General features: G+C 60.7%; 22 protein-coding genes. 11 read left to right on the top strand and 11 right to left on the bottom strand.

What is annotated here, in order from left to right:
* Window positions 1–145: 145 nt before the first annotated feature.
* The 5 genes from UM93_RS02520 to UM93_RS02540 all read right to left on the bottom strand — a co-directional run bounded on the left by UM93_RS02520 (window position 146) and on the right by UM93_RS02540 (window position 6,505).
* Window positions 146–1,954, bottom strand: coding sequence for a glycoside hydrolase family 3 protein (locus UM93_RS02520; protein ID WP_045076739.1), 1,809 nt, complete (start codon window positions 1,952–1,954; stop codon window positions 146–148).
* Window positions 1,955–2,109: 155 nt separating this feature from the next.
* A complete protein-coding gene (locus UM93_RS02525; protein WP_045073461.1) occupies window positions 2,110–3,012 on the bottom strand; it encodes a carbohydrate ABC transporter permease in 903 nt (300 codons plus the stop codon).
* Window positions 3,013–3,015: 3 nt separating this feature from the next.
* Window positions 3,016–3,984 carry a carbohydrate ABC transporter permease gene (locus UM93_RS02530; protein ID WP_082056991.1) on the bottom strand — a complete coding sequence of 323 codons (969 nt, stop codon included), beginning with the start codon at window positions 3,982–3,984 and terminating at the stop codon, window positions 3,016–3,018.
* Window positions 3,985–5,253, bottom strand: coding sequence for an extracellular solute-binding protein (locus tag UM93_RS02535; protein ID WP_045073464.1), 1,269 nt, complete (start codon window positions 5,251–5,253; stop codon window positions 3,985–3,987).
* A 142-nt stretch (window positions 5,254–5,395) separates the two neighbouring features.
* Window positions 5,396–6,505 (bottom strand): LacI family DNA-binding transcriptional regulator, encoded by a 1,110-nt coding sequence (locus UM93_RS02540; protein WP_045073465.1) that lies wholly within the window; start codon window positions 6,503–6,505, stop codon window positions 5,396–5,398.
* A gap of 319 nt (window positions 6,506–6,824) precedes the next feature.
* On the opposite strand from UM93_RS02540, the gene UM93_RS02545 reads away from it, so the two are divergent.
* The 5 genes from UM93_RS02545 to UM93_RS02565 all read left to right on the top strand — a co-directional run bounded on the left by UM93_RS02545 (window position 6,825) and on the right by UM93_RS02565 (window position 12,440).
* On the top strand, window positions 6,825–8,546 hold the full coding sequence (locus tag UM93_RS02545; RefSeq protein WP_045073467.1) for an ABC transporter substrate-binding protein: 1,722 nt from the start codon (window positions 6,825–6,827) through the stop codon (window positions 8,544–8,546).
* Window positions 8,547–8,621: 75 nt separating this feature from the next.
* A complete protein-coding gene (locus tag UM93_RS02550) occupies window positions 8,622–9,593 on the top strand; it encodes an ABC transporter permease (protein WP_045073469.1) in 972 nt (323 codons plus the stop codon).
* Window positions 9,590–10,558, top strand: a complete 969-nt coding sequence (locus UM93_RS02555; RefSeq protein WP_082056992.1) for an ABC transporter permease — start codon at window positions 9,590–9,592, stop codon at window positions 10,556–10,558. Before UM93_RS02550 ends, UM93_RS02555 begins: the two co-directional genes overlap by 4 nt.
* Window positions 10,555–11,514 carry an ABC transporter ATP-binding protein gene (locus tag UM93_RS02560; RefSeq protein ID WP_052663546.1) on the top strand — a complete coding sequence of 320 codons (960 nt, stop codon included), beginning with the start codon at window positions 10,555–10,557 and terminating at the stop codon, window positions 11,512–11,514. Before UM93_RS02555 ends, UM93_RS02560 begins: the two co-directional genes overlap by 4 nt.
* Complete coding sequence (locus UM93_RS02565) at window positions 11,511–12,440, top strand: ATP-binding cassette domain-containing protein (protein ID WP_199921802.1); 930 nt, start codon at window positions 11,511–11,513, stop codon at window positions 12,438–12,440. Before UM93_RS02560 ends, UM93_RS02565 begins: the two co-directional genes overlap by 4 nt.
* A gap of 10 nt (window positions 12,441–12,450) precedes the next feature.
* Here UM93_RS02565 and UM93_RS02570 read toward each other — a convergent pair whose 3' ends face one another.
* Complete coding sequence (locus UM93_RS02570; RefSeq protein ID WP_045073473.1) at window positions 12,451–13,758, bottom strand: RNA polymerase sigma factor; 1,308 nt, start codon at window positions 13,756–13,758, stop codon at window positions 12,451–12,453.
* Between the two features lie 12 nt (window positions 13,759–13,770).
* Window positions 13,771–14,094 (bottom strand): YciI family protein, encoded by a 324-nt coding sequence (locus tag UM93_RS02575; RefSeq protein WP_045073474.1) that lies wholly within the window; start codon window positions 14,092–14,094, stop codon window positions 13,771–13,773.
* A 409-nt stretch (window positions 14,095–14,503) separates the two neighbouring features.
* Here UM93_RS02575 and UM93_RS02580 point away from each other — a divergent pair, with 409 nt between their 5' ends.
* On the top strand, window positions 14,504–14,713 hold the full coding sequence (locus UM93_RS02580) for a hypothetical protein (RefSeq protein WP_157874077.1): 210 nt from the start codon (window positions 14,504–14,506) through the stop codon (window positions 14,711–14,713).
* Window positions 14,714–14,741: 28 nt separating this feature from the next.
* Window positions 14,742–15,182 (top strand): hypothetical protein, encoded by a 441-nt coding sequence (locus tag UM93_RS02585; protein ID WP_045073477.1) that lies wholly within the window; start codon window positions 14,742–14,744, stop codon window positions 15,180–15,182.
* Window positions 15,183–15,198: 16 nt separating this feature from the next.
* Here UM93_RS02585 and UM93_RS02590 read toward each other — a convergent pair whose 3' ends face one another.
* On the bottom strand, window positions 15,199–16,083 hold the full coding sequence (locus UM93_RS02590; RefSeq protein WP_045076743.1) for a helix-turn-helix transcriptional regulator: 885 nt from the start codon (window positions 16,081–16,083) through the stop codon (window positions 15,199–15,201).
* A gap of 101 nt (window positions 16,084–16,184) precedes the next feature.
* Here UM93_RS02590 and UM93_RS02595 point away from each other — a divergent pair, with 101 nt between their 5' ends.
* From UM93_RS02595 to UM93_RS02605, 3 genes are all read left to right on the top strand, one after another.
* Entirely contained in the window at window positions 16,185–17,648 is a 1,464-nt protein-coding gene (locus UM93_RS02595) for an MFS transporter (RefSeq protein ID WP_324606744.1), read from the top strand.
* 15 nt (window positions 17,649–17,663) lie between these two features.
* On the top strand, window positions 17,664–18,059 hold the full coding sequence (locus tag UM93_RS02600; protein WP_045073479.1) for a VOC family protein: 396 nt from the start codon (window positions 17,664–17,666) through the stop codon (window positions 18,057–18,059).
* A 95-nt stretch (window positions 18,060–18,154) separates the two neighbouring features.
* Window positions 18,155–18,586: a MerR family DNA-binding transcriptional regulator gene (locus UM93_RS02605; RefSeq protein ID WP_082056993.1), complete on the top strand. Its 432-nt coding sequence runs from the start codon at window positions 18,155–18,157 to the stop codon at window positions 18,584–18,586.
* A gap of 17 nt (window positions 18,587–18,603) precedes the next feature.
* Here the strand turns inward: UM93_RS02605 and UM93_RS02610 are convergent, their stop codons facing one another.
* Both UM93_RS02610 and UM93_RS02615 read right to left on the bottom strand, forming a co-directional pair.
* Window positions 18,604–19,050, bottom strand: a complete 447-nt coding sequence (locus UM93_RS02610) for a hypothetical protein (protein ID WP_045073481.1) — start codon at window positions 19,048–19,050, stop codon at window positions 18,604–18,606.
* A 114-nt stretch (window positions 19,051–19,164) separates the two neighbouring features.
* Complete coding sequence (locus UM93_RS02615; RefSeq protein ID WP_157874078.1) at window positions 19,165–20,514, bottom strand: hypothetical protein; 1,350 nt, start codon at window positions 20,512–20,514, stop codon at window positions 19,165–19,167.
* Between the two features lie 187 nt (window positions 20,515–20,701).
* On the opposite strand from UM93_RS02615, the gene UM93_RS02625 reads away from it, so the two are divergent.
* Window positions 20,702–22,315, top strand: coding sequence for a CehA/McbA family metallohydrolase (locus tag UM93_RS02625; RefSeq protein WP_199921803.1), 1,614 nt, complete (start codon window positions 20,702–20,704; stop codon window positions 22,313–22,315).
* 32 nt (window positions 22,316–22,347) lie between these two features.
* Here UM93_RS02625 and UM93_RS02630 read toward each other — a convergent pair whose 3' ends face one another.
* Window positions 22,348–23,088, bottom strand: coding sequence for a DUF1361 domain-containing protein (locus UM93_RS02630; protein WP_052663548.1), 741 nt, complete (start codon window positions 23,086–23,088; stop codon window positions 22,348–22,350).
* Between the last annotated feature and the right edge of the window lie 50 nt (window positions 23,089–23,138).

Below are 23,138 nucleotides of genomic sequence, written 5' to 3' on the forward strand. Positions count from 1 at the left end.
TCCATTCGTAGCCGCACAGCACTAGAATTCCTCAGATCACTGTATTTGGTCGGATTCTATTCTCATAGCCCGTCTTCCATAATGGCTAACCGGAATAGAGCTTTACTGTGGTTGGGTTTAAGGCTCCATTGCGGTACCCGCGACGCTAACTGCCGTACCGATGCAACCCAAACCCGCTAGGAAACAGCGCCTCCGCGCTGAGGCCCGGCAGATCCGGTAGCGCCTCCCGAACCTCCGCCATGCTGCGCGGGATATCCACCGGCAGGCGGCCTTCCGGGAAGACAACCCCAGACAGTGCAGCCATCAGCGCTGTATCGGATACACCGAAGCAGGCGACGATGGCACTCGTGAAGGGCAGGAACGGGGTCAGCACGGCGGGCCGGTCCAGGTCCACGATGAGCACGAGCGGGCATTCTTCGGCGATTCGCTTCAACCGGGTGATAAGCCCCGGCCGGAATTCAAGCGATCCTTGGCGGAATCCTTGCTCGAGCAGCAGATCGTCGCGCGGCTCATACGGTGCGGGGATGCGCACCAGCGCCACCTCGGCAATGCCGGGGGAGCCCACGACCTCCGCCTCCGCTGCCACCACAGCAGAGTCGATACCCTCCAGATAGACGCGAAGCGGCGACTCGCCGCCCCCCAGCGGCAGCACCCCGTCATTCGCGAGTACCACCACAGACCGCGACTGCGTTTCTATCCCCAGCGAACGGAACTCGGCGTTGCCGACAATGCGCTCGGCCGCCTCCTCATCGACATAGGGATCATCGAAGAGACCGAGCTGGAACTTGGTCAGCAGGATCCGGCGAGCCGACTCGTCGATCCTGGCCTCCGTCACCGCTCCGCTCGCCACTGCCTCGGCCAGCACCTCAACGCATTCCTCGCCGCCAAACTGGTCAACCCCGGCGTCCAGCAGCTTCACGATCCGCTGCACCGGTGTCAGTTCCTCAACGCCCCAGGCCCGGGCGGGGAGCAGTTTATCGCCGACCCGATTATCGGTGACCAGTTCCCAGTCGGAGACAATAACGCCGTCGAACCCTAGTTCCTCGCGGAGCAGGCCGGTAAGAATCTGCCGGTTGTAGGCGAATCCGACTTCTTCGATGGGCTCCCCGTTCCGGACCAGGCCGACCGGCATCCCGTAGTAGGGCATGATCGCCGCTGTTCCGCTGCCAATAGCGTCTTTGAACGGCGCCAGGTGCGCCTCGAAATTATCACCCGGATACACCTGCTCCCGGCCATAGGGGAAATGCGGGTCCTCGCCGTCGAGCTGCGGGCCGCCGCCCGGAAAGTGCTTCGTCGTGGTCGCCACGCTGTCCGGCCCCAGACTGGTGCCCTGAAACCCTTCAACATAAGCCCGGGTGAAGGCCCGCACGCGTTCCACATCATTGCCAAAGGTCTGCAGCTGACGGCCCCAACGGGACTCGGTCGCCAAGTCCACCTGCGGGTGCAGGGCCATCCGCAAACCCACCGCCCGGTACTCGGCGCGCACCACCTCGCTGAAACGCCTAACCAGCTCGACGTCTCCCAGCGCGGCGATCCCAAGCATATCCGGCCACTGCGAGAACGGGCCGCTGGTGAAAGCGACGCCGCTGTTCTCGGTGAAGGAATGCCGGGGATCGGTACTCAGCGTGACCGGGATGCCGTGCGGGGTCTGCTCGGCCAACGCCTGAATACGGTTATTCCACCGAGCGGCGGCCCGCGCCGAGGGAATCGCGTGGATATTGAAGGCCGATAATCCCTTGCCCAGTACCGCGGCCCTGGTTGAGGATTTGGCAAACACACCGGACTCCTCCAGCAGCTGGCCCTCCGGCCCCATCTCGATCACCGTCTGGAACAGCAACCCGATCTTCTCCGGCAATGACAGCCTGCCCAGCAGATCCTCGGTACGTTCCGCCGCGCTGAGCCGCGGGTCCTCGTAGGGGTCCATCACACCGTTGCCATTGAGATCGCGGAACATGGTGCCGTCGGCCGCGGTATGCAGCCGCAGGCCGCCGGTATCGAGCCCGCCGGGGACCGGGCTACTGTCGAGACTATCGGCGAGGTTATTAGAGATGTTATCGGTGTCGCTCAGCGTCATGCTTTCAGTCTTTTCCGTCACTTGAATTACTTGAATTACTTGAGCCCGGTGGTGGCGATGCCCTGGATGAACCAGCGCTGCAACAGGGCGAAGAGCAGCAGGATCGGGGTGATCACCAGCACGGAGCCGGCCAGCAGCAGCCCGTAATTGGTGGAATGCTGACCGGTTGAGTACAGCGAAAGCGCAATCGGCAGCGTGTACAGGTCAGCGGATTGGGACACCACGAGCGGCCAGAGGAAGTTATTCCAGGAGGCCAGGAAGGTGAGGATCGCGAGCGTCGCCAGCGCCGGACCGCAGAGCGGAAGCACCACTCGGGCGAAGAGCCGCAACTCGCTCGCGCCGTCGATGCGGGCCGCTTCGAGCAGCTCGTCCGGGATATCGGAGATGAACTGACGCATCAGGAAGACGCCCACCGGCCCGGTCAGGAACGGCAGCACCAAGGCCGCATAAGTATCCAGCAGGCCGAGTTGCGCGGTCTGCACGAACAGCGGCACGAAGGTGACCACACCCGGCACCATCAGGGTGAGCATCACCAGGCCGAAGAGCAGCCGTTTGCCGAAGAATTTCATCTTCGCCAGCGCGTAGCCGACCATTGAGCAGAACACCAAGTTGCCGAGCACGGTGATCACCGCGACCAGCACGCTGTTCAGGAAGAACTTGGGGAAGTCCAGCTCGGTGAACCAGGTCGCATAGTTCTGCCCGGTGGCCTGCTCGGGCCAGAAGGTCGGCGGCTCACGCAGGATCTCGCCCTGCGTCTTGAGCGAGCCGAGCAGCATCCAGAGGAACGGGATGATCCAGACGACTAGTCCGGTCACCAGCACGATCATCACCACGTTGCGGCCACGGGGACGGCCAAGATGACGTCGACGGGGCTGACGGTGATTGGGGAGGGGTCCGTCAGTCCCGTCGACGGGCTTCCTTGAGGTAGTGAGCGTCATGGTTCAGTCCTTCCTGCGTAGCAGCCGGAACTGCAACAGGCTAAGTAGGGCGACCAACAGGAACAGGATGTAGCTCGCGGCGGAGGCCCGGCCATACTGGCCGACGCCGAACTGCTGGTAGGTGTAGAAAGCGACGGACAGGGTGCGGTCCAAGGGTCCGCCGCCGGTCATCACGAAGGCTTCCTCGAAGAACTGCAGATAACCGACCGAAATGAGCACGGCGCCCAGCAAGATGGTGGGACGCAACATCGGCAGCGTGACGCCGAAGAAGCGTCGCCAGGCCCCCGCGCCGTCCATGGTGGCGGCTTCGAGAAGGTCCTTGGGAATTGATTGCAGCCCGGCCAGGAAGATTACCATCAGGGTGCCGACATTGCGCCACACCGCGAGCATAATGAGCGAAGGCAGCGCCCAGACCGGATCGTTGAGCCAGTTGACGCCGGGGATCCCGACCAGACCCAGCGCGGCATTGAGCAGGCCGTCTGGCTGCAGGATGTACTTCCAAGCCACCGAGATGGCCACGATGCTGGTCACCGCCGGGGCGTAGTAACCGACACGCAGAATGGTCACGATTCGGCCACGACCGGTGTTGAGCCCGACGGCCAAAGCCAGGGCAAAGCCGATCGTGATGGGAATGCCGATCAGCACGAAGAGTCCGGTGACCGCGAGTGAGGTGAGGAATCGTTGGTCGCCGAGCAGCGAAAGATACTGATCAAGCCCGACGAATCCGACCGCGAAAGGGGTTTGCAGATCGCGCGAGGTGATATCGGTGAACGACATCGCCAGCGATCCACCGATCGGCATCAGCATGAAGGTGGCGAATACCGCGACGAACGGCAGGCAGAACATCCAAGCGACGAGGGTTTGCCGCCGTCGACGGGAAGGCTGTCTCAAGCGAGAAGGTGATCCAAGGCCGGAACCACCCGCCGGCCCCCTCCGGCGAGGGGCCCGGCGGGCGCTTTGGCTGATTGCCATCTAGCCCAGTCCGATCTGATCGGCCTGCTGCTGCAAGTTCTTCAGGCCATCCGAAACCGAGACGGTGCCCTTTCGGATTTGTTCCAGGGTGCTGTCGCCAATCGCGAAGACCTGCTCGAGGGTGGCCGGGGTCGGGATGGCAAGAGCGGTTTTCAGCGCCTCGCCAACCGCCGCAATGCGGGTCTTATTAGCCAGCGCAGGCAGTTTCCATGCCGCGGGTCCGGGCGGCAGGTCCCCGGTTGCCTCAAAGAACGAAGCCTGGGTATCCGGCGAGCTCAGCCACTTAATGAGTTTCCACGCCGCGGTCGGATTCTTGGCCTTCTGGAAAACGCCAAGGTGCGAGCCGCCGACCACCGAGACTTGGGCGCTGCCGTAGGGGAGCGGAGCCAGCGCGTATTTGCTATCAAACTCCGCACCGGCGATCTGGGTGATCGCGCCCTGCCCCGCCGGGGTAGCCACGAACATGGGAGTGTTGCCGGAGACAAAGTCGGCTGGCATCTGGGCCGGAGCCGGATCGGAGTTCGGATCGACGAGGCCCTTATCGAACCAGCTCTTGTAGAACTCAGTGGCCTGCTGCCACTCGGGCGTGGTGAAGGTCCATTTCTTGCCGTCCTCTAACTTCGCCCCGGCGGTGAAAGGAATCCACAGGTTGCCGAGGAATGAGCTCGGGCCGGTGTAGAGACGCATTCCCCACTTAGCCCCCGCCTTGCTTCGGTAGTCGGCGGCGAGTGATTGCACCTCGTCCCAAGTTTTCGGGGCGCGGTCCCAGCCGGCTTGTTTCGCGAGGTCGGTGCGATAGTAAAGCATCGGTACGTCGGCGTACCACGGCACCGCTGCCCAGCGGTTATCGACTGTGGTGCCCTCGATGGTGCCGGGGAAGAAGTCAGTGGCCGAGAAGTTGCTGGGCACCGTGGCGAGCGCCGGGGCGAACTCTGACATCCAGCTCGATCCGATCATCGAGATATCTGGGGTTGCACCACCGGCGATCGCGGTCTGCAATTTAGAGTGCCCCGCTGACCACGGCACTGCGGTCAGGTTAATCTTGACGTCCGGGTTGAGCTTTTCGAACTGTGCGATCAGTGGCTTGAGCGCGTCGGCCTCCGATCCCATCGTCCACATCGTGACGGTGCCGGTGGCTGGGCCATCATCGACCGCGACTGCCGAGGTACTGGCAGCGGGGCCTTCGGCGGGACGTCCACAACTCGTCAGTGTGAGCGCGGTCGCAATAAGCGCGATACCTGCGGTGAGCCTGCGTACCGAGTGTTTCACAACTCCTCCTTGAGTTAGCACGTAGCAGCGCTCTGATTCCCGGGAATTCGGTGTTATGCGCTTAACGTTATGCGCATAACTTTACTGGCATGAGGCGAGATTGCAAGAGTTTAGGTGAAGATTTCGGCTGCCGGTCGCGTGCTTAGCAGCCGCAGCTGCCGCGCGGCATCAACGAGACACCGAGGGTGATCGTGAGTTTGGGGGCGGGCTCGGCCATCAGTAGGTGGGCGGCGACGCGGCCCATTAGCTCGAACTGCTGACGAACCGTGGTGAGCTGTGGATGACACAGCTGGGCGGCGAGCACGTCGTCGAAGCCGGTCACCAGTACATCCTCCGGTACCCGGATCCCGGCAGCTTGCAAGGTCTCCAGAGCCACCAGTGCTGACTGGTCGCTGCCGCACACCAGAACATCCGGAAGGTTCCGTTCCCGCGCAGCCCGCTCTACCCCCGGCAGAGTCGGGTCAGCGTCAAAGCTGTGTTGGTCGATGATCCGTCGGCTCAGCGCGGGTTTCGCGGACACCGCTTCCTCAAAGGCGCTGAATCGCTCGCTGAAGTCGAACTGTCCTGACGTCTCCCCAACCCAGCCGAGCGAGCGTACTCCGTGCACCGTGGCCAGGTGTTCCACGATGCTGCGCATGCCGCCGCGATTATCGGAATTGACCTGTGCGGTGCGAGGGTCCGGCGCGCTGCTGAAGAGCACCACCGGGTTGCTGCCGAGCACATCGAGCAGCTGATCCGCCGGTGTGGGACCGGGAAAGATTGCTAAACCGTCGACGCGGCCCGCTGTGCTGGCCACTTCGGACTGCTCGGTGCCGCCCTGACTGAGCACCACCGGGCGGCCATGATCCCGGCATTCAATCACGAAGCCGCGCTGGATTTCGTCGACGTAGAGCGGGAACACCTTAGGATCATGGTCCACCGTATTCGCTTCGGGAAACCATTCCGGTGCGGCCCCAGCCGCCGCCGACTCCACCAGGGCGGTGAGCAATTCTTCGCCGCTCTCGCCGGAGGCCGCGCCGCGCTGCGGTAGCAGCAGGTGGAAGAGGTGCAGCCCGAGCGCGCCCGTTGAACCACCCGCGAGCGAGCGGGCGGAGCCGCTCGGCACATAGCCAAGCTCTCTAGCTGCGGTGAGTACGAGTTCACGGGTCTCGGCCCGGATTCGATTCGGCTTGCGGAAGGAGTGTGACACGGTGGCGATGGAGACGCCGGCGCGCTCTGCCACGTCGTACACCGTGGGACGCTTGCCGACCATCGCTCGCCCTCTCTTTAGACCTCAACTTAGAGGCCACGTTAGCTCGGGCCACAGTATCTGCAGTCTACTCCGGGGGAGTCCTCGCGGCGGCCAAAGCTCACCGTGAGCCCCCACCTCGATGTCTAGGTCTGCCGTAACACTGCGACATTCAAATCGAGGCGCTAAAGCACATTTCACATAGGCTGAAGCAGCTATTCCAACTGTTATCTCAGTTCGTTCACAGCGGACTGCTCACAGTTTCAGTGATAATCCCAGCTGATCAAGGTGCCCGCTCGGAAACCCCGTGCGGGCGCGATTCAGCGATCCCAGAAGGGTCGAGATGAAATCCATCAAGAGCACAGCTTCGGTCACCGCGGCACTACTCGCTGGCGTCCTGCTACTCAGCGGCTGTGGCGCCGACACCGAGCCCGCTGAGACCGGCGGCGAGAGCGCTGATCTGAGTAAACTCAAGGACGATTTTTACCCGGCTACCGACCCGAGTAAAAGCCCCGCCGCCGCCAATTCGCGGCCAGATTCCTTCGTCACTACGATCAGCAAGCCCGGTGGTGTCTTCCTACCCGGTTTTTACGATAATGGCTGGGACGGCAACGCCGTGCAGCCCATCTTCGCCTCCCTGGTGGTAGCCGATCACTCCGGCAAACCGACTCCGGACCTGGCGGAGAAATGGGAGATTTCCAGCGATAACCTGAGCTACACCTTTCACCTGCGGGACGGCCTGAGCTTCAGCGACGGATCGGCGCTGACCGCCGATGATGTCGCCTTCACCCTGACCCTGCTGAACGACTCCAGCTACGCGGGCGGAGTCGACTTCAGCAAGATCGTCATAGACGGCACCGATGAATACCGCAAGGGCACCGCGAGCAGCCTCAAAGGCATCCAGGTGATTGACCCCAAGACTATTAAGATCACCACCAAGAAGCCCAATCCACTGGCCCTGACCACGCTGGGCGGTCCGGTGATCTCGAAGGCTTATTACGGTAAGGGTTATTCGAAGGGGCACCTGGATTACCTCAAGGAGCTCTATGGCAAACCGCTCGGTGCTGGCCCTTATGGGCTGGAGAAATATGTCGAAGGCCAGGAGATCCGCTACACCGCGAATGAGCATTACTACGCGGGAAAGCCAGCCATCAAGACGTTGATCTTTAAGGTGCTAGGCAGCGATACGGCCCTGCAGAACTTCCAGAACGGTGATATCGACCAGGGCGGTTTCGGCAGTGATCCGGCCACCTTGGACAAACTGAAGGGACTCGGGTTCGCCAATGTCCGTTCTCGGGTGATTTCCGACTTTGGCGCTATCTGGGTCAATAACGAAAAACCTGCGCTTGCCGATACTAAGGTGCGTCAAGCGCTCTACTACGGCCTGGATCGGCAGCAGATCGTTGACGCCAAATTCAAGGGACTCGGTCAGGTGGCGGACGTGCTCGCCGCACCGCCGCTGTGGTCCTACACCACCACCGGTGTCACACACTATGGATACGATCCGCAGAAGGCCGGCGAATTGCTCGATCAAGCCGGCTGGAAAGCGGGTGCCAATGGCATCAGGGAGAAGGATGGCAAGAAGCTCAGCCTGTCTTACATCACCACCAAGCAGGACGATCCGGTGATCCCGATCGCCAAGCAGAGCTACCAGAGCGTTGGTATTGACTTTGTCCCGGAGGTACTCGATTCGAATACCGCCTTCGAACGCTTGAACAAGGGCGACTACGATCTCGCAGGCTTCCGCAGCAATGGACTGGGCGACCCCGACGATGCTGTCTCGGAGTTCGGCAGTGATGACCCCTCGGTTAACCTCAGCCACTACAAGAATCCCGAGGTGAAAGCGCTGATTGCGAAGGGAACGTCTACCTTCGATCAAGCCGAACGGCAGAAGGTCTACACCGAGCTGTATCAGAAGCTCAGCCAGGACCCGCCGATCATCCTGCTGGACTACCGAAAGTCACTTTCGGCCTGGAACGCGCGGATTGAAAACGGAGAGTTGTACTCCACCGGAGATTCCGATGCGGCGCTATCACTCGCCAAGCTGAAGATCGCGGCTAAGTAACTTCGGCTGAGCGGTCTGCCGCCGAGACACACGCAGTTTACGGTGTCTCGGCGGCCGCTCCGGCCTGGAAATCCTATGACTCGTTTTCTGCTCAAGCGCTTCGCCCTCATGGCACTCCTGCTGTTCGGTGTCTCGGTGCTGATCTTCTTGTTGTTCGCGTTGATGCCCGGTGACTATTTCAGTTCCAATCGGCAGCTCACCCCGCAGCGAAAGGCTGAGCTGCGCGCTCTCAACGGGCTGGACCAGCCACTCTGGCTGAGATACCTTGGCTGGCTCTGGAACATGCTGCGTGGCGAATTCGGCTACTCCTTGGCTTACAGCCGACCGGTCACCGAACTGATCGGCCCGCTATTGTTCAACTCTTTTCTGGTTGCCGTCGCGGCTTTCATTTTGACCTGGTTGATCTCCATTGTCAGCGGGGTGCTGAGTGCGACGAAGCAGTACTCCTGGTTTGATCGACTGGTCACCATTTGGCTCTTCGCTTCGCTATCGGTGCCTTCCTTTTTCGTTGGCTTGCTGATGATCAAATTCTTCGCTGTCGATCTGCATTGGCTGCCCACCGGCGGGATGCTCAATACCGGCAGCACCTCGACGGGCATCGAACAGGTGATAGAGATCGGCTGGCATATGGTGTTGCCGGTGGCCATTCTGACCTTCCTCGGGGTAGGCTCGCTGACCCGCTATTTCCGCTCTGGCATGCTTGACGTGCTGCGCGCCGACTTCATTCGGACCGCTCGCGCCAAAGGACTGGCTGAGCGGTCGGTGGTCTTCGGGCATGCGTTGCGGAACGCTTTATTACCGGCGATCACCTTATTGGGTTTTGAACTGCCCGGTTTGTTCGCCGGCGCGATTATCACCGAGCAAGTGTTTAACTGGCCGGGCATTGGCCGGATGCAATTGGAGTCGGTGCAGACCCGGGATTATGCGGTGCTAATGACTATCACCATGCTGCTGGCGTTCCTGACCATCGTCGGCAGTTTTATCGCTGATGTGCTCTATGCGGTGGCTGATCCACGGGTGCGTTTGGTCGAAGCGAGACAGCGATGAGCGGCGATCTGATCCTTTCCGGGGCGGAGGAGCCCGGCTTCGAGTCTGCCAAGCCGGTCGATCCGGCGCCGCCTCGCTCAACCCGAAACGGCCGCCGTCGCTCGCTCTGGTCAGAATCCTTTGCTCGTTTACTTCGCAACCCGGCTGCAGCGATCAGCCTCGGCATCTTGCTGGCGATGCTACTTTTCAGTTTCTTGGGACCGTTCCTCACCGGCCACAGCGGCGAGCAGATTAACCTGCGGATCGCTTACCGGCCGCCGAGTGCCAATCACTGGCTGGGTACGGATTCCTACGGCCGAGACGTGCTCACCCGGTTAATGCTGGCTGGCAGAATCTCCCTTACCATTGGGGTTGCCTCGATGCTGCTGTCGTTGGTGCCGGGGACTTTGCTCGGCATCGTCGCCGGTTATTACCGGGGTGTCATCGATGCTGTGGTGATGCGTATCGCCGATCTGCTGATGTCGATCCCAGGCCTGCCACTGCTGATTGTGATTGCCGCGGTGCTCTCGGAACTGAAATTCCCGCCGGACTCCCGGATCTACGTGGTGATGGTTTTGCTGAGCATTATTGGCTGGCCTGGGCTAGCTAGGCTGATCCGCGGCCAGGTACTTTCGCTGCGTGAGACGCCCTACATGCAAGCCACCGAAGTGCTCGGTCTGAGTGCTTTCTCACGCCAGTTCCGCCATTTGCTGCCCAATGTGATGCCATTACTGATTGTGGTGGCTACCCTGGGCACGGCTTCTGGCATCCTGAGCGAGTCGGCGCTCAGCTTCCTCGGCCTTGGAGTGATGCCGCCGAACGCTTCCTGGGGCAATATGATTGGCGCCGCGACGAATCTGATCGACTTCGAACAGCATCTTTGGTTGTGGATTCCGCCCGGCGTAGCGCTACTGGTTACGGTCGCCGCGATTAATGTTTTGGGCGACCGGCTACGCGATATCTTCGACCCGAGGATGCGGAAATGAGCGCCAAAAACAGCCTCTTGCAGGTGCAAAATTTGAGCATCAGCTTCCCGGCTGCTCCCTCGCAAGCCAGTCCAGGGCAACGCAGCCGGGCGCGCACGGCAGCATCGCGACTGGTGGTTGACGATATTAGCTTCGAAGTGGCCGCGGGCGAGGTGCTGGGTATTGTGGGGGAGTCGGGCTCGGGGAAGAGCCTGACCGCCTTATCGGTGCTCAAATTAGTGGACGAGCCCGGCGAGATCTCTGCTGGACGGATACTTTTCGACGGCGACGATGTGCTCAGCATGCGGCGAACCGCCCTGCAACGGCTGCGCGGGGCCGAAGTGGGGATGATCTTTCAGGAACCGATGCGTTCGCTCAACCCGGTTTTCACCATTGGCCGCCAGCTGATCGAGACCGTCCGGGCGCATCAATCTGTTTCGCGCCGGGAAGCTCATCAGCTCTCTGTCGACTGGCTGGCGCGGGTTGGCTTACCCGACCCGGCACGGGTGATGCGGGCTTATCCTCACGAGTTGTCCGGCGGCATGTTACAGCGGACCATGATTGCCATCGCGCTGTGTTGCAATCCGCGGCTGCTCATTGCCGATGAACCGACAACAGCGCTCGATGTGACGATTCAAGCCCAAATTCTCGACCTGCTGCTTGAGCTGCGCGACGAGACAGGAATGGCCATTCTGTTCATCACCCACGACCTCGGCGTGATCGCGGAAGTCGCGGATTCCGTGCTGGTGATGTACGACGGTCAGATTGTAGAGCGCGCCAATGTCTTCGCCCTTTTCGATCGACCGCAGCACCCCTACACCGAGGCCCTACTGAGTGCCCGACCGCTTGCCGGACAGCGTCTCGAACGATTGCCGGTGATCTCGGCGGAAGTGCGGCAACTGGCCTCCCGAGCGGCTGGACCAGGTCTGCCGCCGAGCTTGGCCCGCAGTCAGGCCAGGGCGGAAGGAGAGAGATGATGGCTGAGCTGGCAACGACCGATACTCCGCCGCTCTTTGCGGCGCAGAACATCGTCAAAGTATTTCGTTCCCGGGGCGGCCTGGGCCGCCAGCCGTCGGAGTTGCGGGCGGTTGACGGGGTTAGCCTCAGCGTCCGCAAGGGCGAGATTGTGGGCCTGGTCGGTGAATCGGGCAGTGGCAAAACCAGTTTTGGCCAGTCAGTGATCAGAATGCACGATCCCAGTTCTGGTTCGGTGCGGTTTAAGGGCGAGGAGATCCTCGAGCTGCCTCGCCCCGAGTTGCGTCGTTTGCGAGCTAGCCTGCAGTACATCTTTCAAGATCCCTTCAGCGCGCTGAACCCCAGGTTGTCCATCGCCACCGCGATCGGAGAGCCGATGCGTGCGCATGGGCTGGCTGACCGAGACAACGAACGTGAGCGAGCGGCTGCCGTGTTGGAGCAGTGCGGCTTGTCGGCTGAGGCACTTGACCGCTATCCGCATGAGTTCTCCGGCGGTCAACGGCAACGCATCGTGATCGCCAGGGCGATGGCCTTGCAACCCGAATTCGTGGTGGCCGATGAACCGGTTTCTGCGCTGGATGTTTCGGTGCAGGGGCAGATCCTCAACCTGCTCAGTGATTTGCGCGACCAGCAGGGCACTTCGTTCCTGTTCATTTCGCATGACTTGAGCGTGGTCGAACACCTTTGCACTTCGTTGGCGATTATGTACCGCGGCAGAGTGGTCGAGCAGGGGAGCAGGGAACAAATCTTTGATACTCCGCGGCATCCTTACACCCAGGAACTGCTGGCAGCCATGCCGGTCAACCACCCCAGCCAGCGTGCCACCCGCCGCAGTCGTACGCTGAATCGTGATTGGGATATTCCTGGTGCCGAGCGACCAGAATTACGGGATATCGGCGAGGGCCATTTGGTGGCGTTGCCTGTTTGAAGCTGGACGGCTATGGAACGTACTGTTCGGGCCCCGCGGTAGCCTCTTGAGCACGTTTTAGGTAGGTTTTCTCGGCTGAATTCTCTGCCAGTTCAACGGCGCGGTGGTAAGCCCTAAGTGCTTCGTCTGCACGCCCCACCCTTCGTAGCAGATCTGCCCGTGCGCCGTGATACTCAGAGTAATTGCTCAAACTCTCACTGAGTCGGTTTACCAGGGCTAGACCCACCTCTGCACCGTCGAGCTCGGCCACCGCGATGGCTCGATTGAGCTGGACGATCGGCGATGGATCTAGACGGCTCAGCTGATCGTAGAGCGCGACGATTTGGGACCAGTCGGTGTCGGCAAAGACAGGGGCAGAAGTGTGCACGGCATTGATCGCCGCGAGCACTTGATATCGACCGGGCCGCGCGCCGGAGGCCAAGCGCTCGCGGACTAGTTGATGGCCCTCGGCAATCAGATCGCTATCCCACAAGGCGCGGTCCTGCTCATCGAGCGGTACGAGCTCACCGTCGGGAGAGACTCTCGCCCGCCGTCGCGCCTCGATCAGCAGCATTAGGGCGAGCAGCCCGCTCACTTCGCCGTCATGGGGCATGAGTTCGTGGATCAGCCGGGTCAGCCGGATCGCTTCGGAGGTCAGCTCGGGGCGGATCGGGGCCGTGTAGATCGGGTCTGTGTAGATCGGGTCTGTGCGGTTCGCTTCGGTGTCCGCACCAGTGGCCAGATAGCCCTCATTGAAAACTAGGTACAGCACGGCGAGCACCCCGGAGATTCGGCTCGGCAGATCCTCGGCCAGCGGAACCCGATACGGGATGCGATTGGCTTTGATCTTCGACTTGGCCCGGGTGATCCGTTGCCCCATCGTGCTTTCCTGTACCAGGAAGGCCCGTGCAATTTCGGGCATGCTCAGCCCGCCCACCATCCGCAGCGTCAGCGCGACCCGGACTTCCATCGCTAGCGCCGGATGGCAGCAGGTGAAGATCAGCCGCAGCCGGTCATCGTCAAGGGCGCCGGCAGTGTTAGGGGAGTCCGCTGCGGCGTTGTCCTGCAACATCTGCGCCTCCCGGTGCTTTTCGTGACGCTTGTTCTCGCGCCGGATCCGGTCGATGGCCTTGCGGTTGGCGGTTGTGGTCAACCAAGCACCCGGCCTGGGTGGGACGCCCTCGAGCGGCCAGCGTTCGACGGCGGTGGCGAACGCCTCGGCGGCCGACTCTTCGGCGATGTCCAAGTCACCGAATCGCTTCGCCAGCGAGGCAACGACCCGGGCCCATTCTTCTCGATGGGCCTGGGTGATCGCCTGCTCGACCTGCGCTGCGTCCATGTATCGGCTCGTTTAGAGGAAGGGCCGGATTTCAGTTTTCCGGTTGCAAGCTTGCGATGCCTCGGTGGCGAGCTGGAGCACGGTGTCGAAGTCGGAGACTTCAAGGATCCAGAAGCCGTTGACGAACTCCTTGGTCTCCGCGAAGGGGCCGTCGGTGACCAGCGGATTGCCGTCCCGGTTGTCGATGGTGGTGGCTGATTCGGGATTGCTCAGTCCACCTGCGAAGACCCAGTAGCCCTGAGCCTGAAGCTTGTCGTTGAACACATCGATCTCGGCACTGCGGTCATCCATCACCGGGTTGATGGTGTCATTGATAACTGAAACGAGGTACTGCATGGGGATCAACTCCTCTGGTTCGGACGCCCCTCTTAGGCATCCACTTACCCCTACTACGAACGGCCTTGCTCCAATCCGACAGCATGACGAGAAAAGTTTCAAGGTTTTTTGAACATCCAACGCTTAGCGCGGCAAGGCCCCAAAAAGTGAGAATTTCCTCAAGGTTGATTATCAGTTCGTGCCTTATATAAAATTAATGGTCTAAACAGCTGTCAATCAGTCCGATATATGTTTACCCTAAACAACGAATGGTCAGCCCGATTATGGCAAGGAGTGTCGTCTGGAAGGTTCTCAGTCCGTTAAACCGTCTCGCGATATCGGTGATCTTGTAGGCACCATTGCGCTGGACGCGGTCCTAGTGTTGGCTGGGCTGGCGCTCGCTGTTCTTGCTCTGATCGGCGGAGCATTCGTGGGTGATTCATGCCAGGCGGGTGGCTGCGGCTTGAAATCGGTCGGTGTCGGCGTCATGATCATCGGCCCGCTGGTGATGGTTTTGGCTGGTATCACGGTTTCGACGGTGGCGCTCGCATTGCGACGCCTGGCTTGGTGGATCCCGTTGGCGGCTATAGCAGCTGCCGCGTTGCTCTGGTTTTTTGGCATGGCGATGATCGACTCATAATGCTGAGCCTGCCGAGAAGGGAACCGCAATGAGCGAATCCCGTCCAACGGTGCGGCCTGTGCTCACCCCGCAACAGCAGCGAGACCAGGAGGTGCTCGACGAGGCCGTTGCGCGCCGGGCGCTGGGCGAGAAGGTCCGCGCGCTACGCGGCATTCCGGATCGACAGCTTCGCATCTACAGCAAGGCCGAAGCCGGCTTGGCTTGGTTCCGCACCAGTTCCTCACGAACCGTCCGCTCGCTGACCGGGGTAACCATCCTGTTAGCAATTCTTACCGCTTTGCTCGCTGCCCTGGTCGTCTCTCTGATTACTCGTGCTGTTCCCGACTCCGAACTGTTGTGGATACCGATAGTGCTCGCCTCAGCGATGTGGTTAGTGTGCCTGTGGCTTAGCTTCTTGCAAGTTCGGGCGCGACGGCTGCGCAAAGTGAAATCGCTGCCCGATCCGATGGCGAACAGCGATTTCCTGTAGCGCGCGGAAGGCTTGGCTAGACCCCCAACAACTTCAGCCCAGCTTCCGAAGCGCTGCCAGGCTTGGCGGTATGCGTCAGCAAACGCTGCCCGCTTCCTTCGGCGAGGTGCAGCACTTCATAATCCAGCTCCAGTTCGCCGAGCACCGGGTGGTGGAAACGCTTAGTTCCGCTGGTGCACAGCCGAACCGCGTGCTTCGCCCAGAGCGCGGCGAATTCGGGGCTATTCATGCTGAGTTCGCCAACCAGCTCGGCCAGCTGCCGGTCGTCGGGGAATTGTGCCGCAATGTAGCGCAGCGAGGACACCGCGAGGGCTGCTTCGTCCTGCCAATCAAGATAGAGAGCGCGGGTGTGCGGGTCGAGGAACAGCATCCGAATATTGTTCGGTCGGTTCTCCACCCGCTGCGGAGCGGAAAAATCCAGGTGCCCGGCAAAGAGCAGGTGAGCCGGACGATTCCACGCCAGAATGTCGTTGAACCGCCCCAGCAGCATCGCGGGCACTCCGGACATCGCCTGCAATAGCTGCTCGGCGCCTGGTCTAGCGATTTCGCTGCGACTTGGCCGACGTCTCTTGGCGGGGGCTGGTTGTGCCAGCGAGAAGAAATGATTGCGTTCGTCGGCATCCAGCTGCAGCGCCCGCGCCAGCGCTTCGATCACCGCCTCGGAAGCGTTGCGTGACTGGCCCTGCTCCAATCGAGTGAGATAAGTGACCGAGACCCCAGCGAGCTGGGCTAGCTCCTCCCTGCGCAGGCCGGGTACCCGGCGCCGGCCAAAGCTTCGCAATCCAACCTGTTCCGGACTCAGTCGATCTCGGCGGGAGCGCAGGAACTCACCTAGCTCCGTGGCCGAACCCAGGATCGAGCCCGGGATCAAAGTTTCCAGGTCAAGCTGTTCGTGGCGCATGACAATATTCTCCAGCATCGACCCGGCTTTAGCCTGCCCCTGCCAATGCCAGGCAGACGAGTGCCAGGCAGACGAGTGCCAGGCACAAGGAGACCAGGCAAATGAAGACTACGCACAGCAGGGTGCTGGTTAGCAATCCGGTTCCAGTCAAGGCTAAGAAGATGACCACTGCGACCCCCATCAAAGCCGAAAAGATGAGCCCGCGAGAGCGACTCACGCTCGCTGTCCTGCTCACCGCCAATTTCACCCTGGCCGTTGACTTCTCCATCCTCAATGTGGCGTTGCCGCAGATCGGTGCAGAGATCGGCTTCGGCACCGAGCATTTGCAATGGATCGTTACTTCCTTCGCGCTCTGTGCCGCCGGTTTCACGCTGCTTTTCGGTCGAGTTGCCGACCTGTTCGGCCGCAAACGCTTGTTCCTGGTCGGTATCGCCCTGCTCGGACTTGCCTCGCTGGCCGGAGGTCTCGCTCAAGACCCTGCGCTGCTGATCATTGCTCGGATCGCCCAAGGCCTGGCTACCGCAATGGTCACCCCGGCGGCGCTGTCTTTGCTGACCACTAGTTTTGCTGAAGGCCCGCAACGCAGCAAAGCGCTCGGCTTGAACGGTGCCCTGATGGCGGCAGGTTTCACCACCGGTGCCGTGCTGGGCGGGGTGCTCACCGGCGTCGTGAGTTGGCGGTGGGCGTTCTTTATCAACGTCGTTGTTGCGGTCGCGGTGCTGCTCAGTGCGCCTTTCGTGTTGCGAGAGCGAAGTTCGGAGAGCCGAGCGAGACTCGACGCTCCGGGCGCGATTCTGGTCACGGCAGGCCTGCTCGCCCTGGTCTACGGTATTAGCAACGCAGGGGAGTTGGGCTGGCTGAGCCCGGCGAGCTGGCTTCCGATGCTCGCTGCCGTGCTGCTCTTCGCGCTTTTCGCCGTGGTTGAGCGCCGCAGCGCCGAGCCACTGGTGAGCCCGGAACTTCTCAAGCGTCGCAATGTGGCTTGGGGAAATCTTGCCGGGCTACTGGCCTTCGCCACCGAGACCTCGCTGGTTTTCCTGCTCACTCTCTACTTACAGAGCATCCTGGGATTCAGCGCCATCGCGGCGGGTCTGATTCTGGCTGTACTGGGCGTTGGCACGGTGCTCGGCGGGCTGCTGGCGCCGCGGCTCATCAAACGTTTCGGTGCCCCTACCGCAATGGTGTTCGGTTTTGTGGTGCAGGCGGCAGTGACCGCCCCGCTGGCTTTCCTTGGCGAACAAGCTGCCTGGTTGGTTCCGCTACTGCTGCTCAGCTTCCTTGGCGGAGTGGCGAATCTGGTGGCCATTGTCGGTTATGTGGTGAGTTCGACCTCCTCAGTGCCCAGCGAGCAGCAGGGTCTCGCCACCGGGCTGGTCACTATGAGCCAGCAGGTCGGTATTACCTTGGGAACTCCGGTGATGTCAGCGATCCTGGCTAGCCAGCTGACGGCTGGTTTACTGCCCGGTCTACAGCTTGCGATTGGCGTCAACGCCGCAGTGGCGATGGTTGGTGCACTGCTGGTGGCGAGCTTCCTGCGTCCGCTGAGGAAGCCTGAGCGAGCCTGATGTTAAGCTGAGGCCATGCCGGGCTTTCATCATGTTGAATTGTGGGTTGCTGATCTCGATGCCGCCAAAAAAGAGTGGGGTTGGTTGCTGGCGCGGCTGGGCTTCGAACTGGAACAGCAATGGCCCGAAGGTGAGTCTTGGGAAGCCGGGGGAGCTTATTTGACGCTGACCACTTCACCAAACCTCTCCCAACCGGAACATGATCGTCGGCAGCCCGGGGTGAATCACTTAGCCTTCCACGCCGGTTCCCCGGACAGCGTCGACGCTGTGATGGCCGAAGCCCCCGAGCACGGTTGGACCCCGCTGTATCACGACCGCTATCCGCATGCTGGCGGCGAGTTTCACTACGCGGGTTGGTTACAGAATGGTGCCGGCTTTAAAGCCGAAGTGGTGGCTGAGCAAGCCGACTAATAGTCGGCTAAAAAAGTCTTCGCCCCGAGCGGTGCGATCTTCATTTTTTAGTGCAGTTTATTGTGGTTTGGTGCGAGTATCGGCACGATTGAGGTATGTCAGTTTCCATTGCCAGCGCGCCATTCAGCAGCCAAGCTCACCAAGCCAGCCAGGTGGGCGAAGCAAGCCAAGCCAGCCATCGGCTCACCGTGCGCGACGTCGCCGAGAGCAGCGGTGTCGCCCCGTCAGCTGTGCGATTCTACGAGGAACACGGGGTGATCGAGGCGGTGCGCACCAGCGGTAATCAGCGCCGCTTCGCTGAATCGGCAAGCTGCCGGATCAGCGTGGCCAGGCTGGCGCAGGGTGTTGGTTTGACGGTGCGTGACATGGCCGAGATCTTTGCCGACTTTCCAGCCGAGCCGCAAGCTGAAGACTGGGGCAGGGTTTCCGCGACGCTGATCACTCAGGCCGAGCAGCGAATCGCAGACCTCAAGCAGCAACTGGCGAGTTTGCAATCCGGCGGTAAGCTCTGCGAATTACAGAGCTAATACAGTTCTACCAATGTCTACCAATGCCAGGCCTCGCCGCCGACATTCGCAATGGTGCGTTGCAGCACGGTGATCGTGGTGACGAATTCTTGTTCGCTAATACCCTGCATACGCTCTGCTTGGAGCTGCTGTTGCAACAGTGCGGCTTCCAGAAAGATCGCGGTGCCGCTCTCAGTGGACTTCAATAATGGACCGTCAACCGTCAGCCAGCCCTTGGCTTTGGCTGAGTCAATGGCGTCCTCAATGGCTTCCGGAGTCTCGTTGGGACCGACCGTTTCCACTGTCTCGGTTCGCGCCATCCCATCTGGATGCAGTGAAAGCTGATGCAGCACCCACCATTCGGGCTGGCTGAGGCCAATCTCAGCGAGCGCGCCGCGAGTGCGACGACGCACTGCCTCGCCGGCGCGGGCGGTCCAGAAGCCGATTGGTTGATGGAGGGCAGCTTGCATGGGTTTATTGTTCATAGCGGCAACTCTAAAACTTCAACAAATGTTGAAGTCAACGGTTGAGAGTGAGAGTTTTTGGCAAGAAATCGGCAAAGTGGAGTCGGGGGACCAGGGGCCGTCCTCCCGAGCCTTTTATTTGCCCAGTGAATCCTTGCCTGCTTGCCAGCCGCTCGCCAGCTCCTTAACCCGGTTAGCGTCCACCTTCTTGCCGTCTGGAATGTGGCCGGGATCGGCGGTGGAGAACTTGAGGCTCCATTTTTCCGGCGGTGTCTTGCTGGAGACCTGCACCCTGACCTGCGCCGCCGGATCTCCCAAGCCGGAGACGGCTAGCAGCTTACCCATCTCGTAAGCGGAGATGTTCTGAGTCGCATAGACCGAGACATTCAGACCGTCCTGCTCCGAGACGCCCATATTCACCGAGTCAAGGTCTTCGTCCTCGAGCAGCTTAATGAAGACTCCCAGCGGCACACTGAGGTGCGCCGGCTTGGAAACTTTTGACCGTCCGAGTGTGTAGCTGATCAGTACCTGATGGTAGGCGGGGTGCGCCGAAAGAGTGTCATCCACTTTTTTCAGCAGCGCGGTATTTGGCACGGTGATATTGAGCGCAGCGCCGCCGGCCTCGATTTTCTTGAGTTGCGGCTGATCGCGAATCAGGTCGATCAGGCTTTCCAGTGAGGCGGCGCTGCCTTGAGCAATTTTGTGTCGTTCGATGATCGGGTTGTTCTCAAGGTAGACCTGATCGATTTCCTTGTACTGCGGCAGCTTACTGGCGAAGCTTATTGCGGTCTGACGATCCACGCTGGTGGCTAAGCGCACCTCGAGTGCGCCAGGGCTGAGCTTTCCGCCGATCACTGAATACTTCTTCGCGATCTGATCGAAAAGCGATATCTCCGCCAGCGGTGGGTGGTTATTCTCGGTATTGATTTCAAACTTCGCAGCCAGCACGTTCGCTTGCTTGATTACGGCGTTATCGGCCAGCACCGCGGCCAGGCGGCTTAGTTCGTTGAACGTGGCCGATGCCTCGAGTTCGAGGTTTGCTGAATACCCTGTGCTGCCTGAGCCGAAGTAGCGGTCTACCCGGAAATTCGCCAGCTTTGGCTGGGCTTCGGCCAAGGTATACGCCTTTGCCAGCTCGACTGCATCAACGTCGCTGGGGCGTTCTTGAATATCCATTGATAATTCGCTGCCGCTTTGCGATGCTGATGAGCTGGTGATTCTCAGTCGTAGGTCCCCGGTGGATCTGATGATGTTGGTCAGATCAGCGGCGCTGATCTTCGGTTTCGTGGCGATCCTTATCTGGCAATCCCAGTTCCAGGGCAATGGCTGGCTACAGCTGGTTTTCATGCTGGCGATGCCGTTTAGTCCGCTGAATCGGGCGGTCAGTTCCTGCTCGCTAGGTCGCGCCGTGCAGCCCGCTAAGCTGGCAGATAACAGCGCAGCGAGAAGCGGCAAAGTCAGCCAGCGGCTTAGCTTGAGTTTCATGGCGCTCCCCGGATTGCGGCGCAAACGGCGCGCCTTGTTTCCATTCGATGGACTAACACAAATATAGATCGTCGATTGATCCTCAACCAGGTTTTTCCCAAATTGTCATGAAGCTGTAGACGCCTCGTGTCGGCTTCGTTCAGCCTCTGGTAACCAGCTGTTCACTGAAGCTGAGCAGACTGGCACCATGACGTCTATCTCTTCTGAGCAGAGCGGCACAGTAAACCACGAGCCGAAACCGTCGCGACGGCACTTCGTCACGGCGGCGCTTGCCAGCACCGCCACCGCAGCACTGGCTGGCAATTCGCTGATGCTCGCGCCGGCGGCTTTCGCCACTGCGCCCAATGGAAGCAGCAAGACTCAGACCATCACCGGCCACCTAGCACCCGGCGCTGCCGACTTCGTATACCTGCCGGTCGAAGTGCCCACCGGGGTCAATCGAATCTCGGTCTCCTACAGCTACAGCAAACCCACAGTGCCCAGCGGCTTACTCAGTAATTCCTGCGATATTGGCATCTTCGATGAGCGCGGCTTCGAGCTCGGCGGCAAGGGTTTTCGTGGCTGGTCAGGCGGGTTCCGCACCGAATTTAGCATTTCCGCGAGCGAAGCGACCCCGGGCTATTTGCCGGGCAGGGTCAAGCGTGGCACCTGGCACGTGGTGCTCGGGCCTTATCAAGTCGCAGCCCAGGGTCTGGATTACACCGTCAAGGTCACGCTCGACTACGGTCCCGACGGCAAAGCAGCGAAGCCGAGCTATCCGCCACAGCAGATCGCGGGAACGGGTAGCGGTTGGTACCGAGGCGATTGCCACCTGCACACCGTCTATTCAGATGGTCGCCGCACACCGGAAGAAGTCGCTGCCGGGGCGCGGGCTGCTCGGCTCGACTTCATGGTGAGCACCGAACACAACACCTCCTCTTCGCACAGTGTCTGGGGTCCGCTGGCCGGGCCGGATCTGCTGATCTTGACTGGCGAGGAAGTTACCACCCGCAATGGGCATTACTTGGCACTCGGGCTGCCTGCGGGGGACTGGATTGATTGGCGATACCGCGCTCGCGATCAGTTCTTCGGCAAGGCCGCGCAGCAGATTCACCGTTCCGGTGCCATTTTGGTGCCCGCCCACCCGTATTGTCCCTATGTCGGTTGCCGTTGGAAGTTCGGTTATGAGCAGGCTGACGCTGTCGAGGTCTGGAACGGGCCATGGACAGCTGACGACGAATCCGCCGTCGACACTTGGGATGCCATGCTAGTGCGCTACGCCCGGGGCCGCGATGACTCCTGGGTGCCAGCGATGGGCAACTCCGACGCACACAGCGCGCCGCAACAGATCGGCTTGCCGCACAATGTAGTGCGCGCGGATCGGCTATCCCGTGATGCGCTGCTGAGAGGAATTAGCGCCGGGCAGAGCTGGATCGCTGAATCTGCCGATATTTCCCTGGATTTCAAGGTCGCCACGGTGCCAGGGGATAGCGGCGGCAAACAACGTAGCGCCGGGATTGGTGAGCGGCTCGAGGTCAGTGCCAGCACCCCGGTCACCGTGACCGCTACTGTTTCCGGGGTGCCCAACGGGGTGGTGCGCTTTATCACCGACGAAGGCCAGACCCAGCAAATTTCCTTGCCCGCTAGTGGCCAAGGTAGCGCTAACTGGCTCACCACGCCGCAGCTAGCGGCTTATGTTCGGGTCGAAGTACGGCACCCACTCGCCGATGGCAGCCCGGGCTCCGGAACCGGAATGGGGGCCCAACTGCAGCTCGGCCCGATGGCGGCTCTCAGCAACCCGATTTTCTTGGGCCGCCGCTAGCGGCACCGCGATATCGAGCTGGCGGCAGGAGCTTAGAGCAGCGCCTTCTGCAAAGAGTCGGTGTAGACAATTAATTGCAGCACCGGAAGCGCAATGCAGCCATACATGAGCCCGAAAAAGATCGAGTGAGTGAGCACGAAAACCACGCAATCCCTGCTTGCCCGGGGTTGCCCGAAGTGTTCACGAGCCTTACGCCACATGCCACTGGGATGCCGGATATCCCAGCTATTGAAACGCAGATAACGGCCCAAATAGACGCCGAAGCTGACTAGGACGATCAACGCAACGGAGAATACTACGGTGCCTACCGCGTGCACTCCGGAGAGATCTTTGAAGAAGAAAGCGACGAAGATCAGGGTGACCAAGAAGAGGTTGACCACCATATTTACCACCCCGGACATCGCTAGGGCGAGCACACTAATAATGTCGTACCACAGCGGTGTTGTCTCTTCCTCCACTCGATGATTCAGATTGAGTTCGGTGATCAGATACGCCGAATTTGGTAGCAGCAGAAGCCAAGCGAGCAGCACCACAGCCATCACCAGCCAGCCGATCAACTGGCCGACTGTACCTAAGCCAACGGTCAGCGCCGTCACTATAAAGGCGAACAGCATGCCAAAGGTCAGTACAAAAACGGGCAAGACCGAGAGCCAGATGTTCCACAGCATCGGCCGGTACACCGGCTGCTTATAGAGCCAAGATCGGACGAAAACCAGTGCGAAGGCGTAGATATTCAGGCCGATCACGGAAAGAATAAGTGCTGAAATGCCCAATGAGTTCTCGCTGCCAATAGTGGAGGTGTGCTGACGCTCCGAAGAGACCC

The sequence above is a fragment of the Psychromicrobium lacuslunae genome (assembly GCF_000950575.1).
GTDB lineage: Bacteria > Actinomycetota > Actinomycetes > Actinomycetales > Micrococcaceae > Renibacterium > Renibacterium lacuslunae.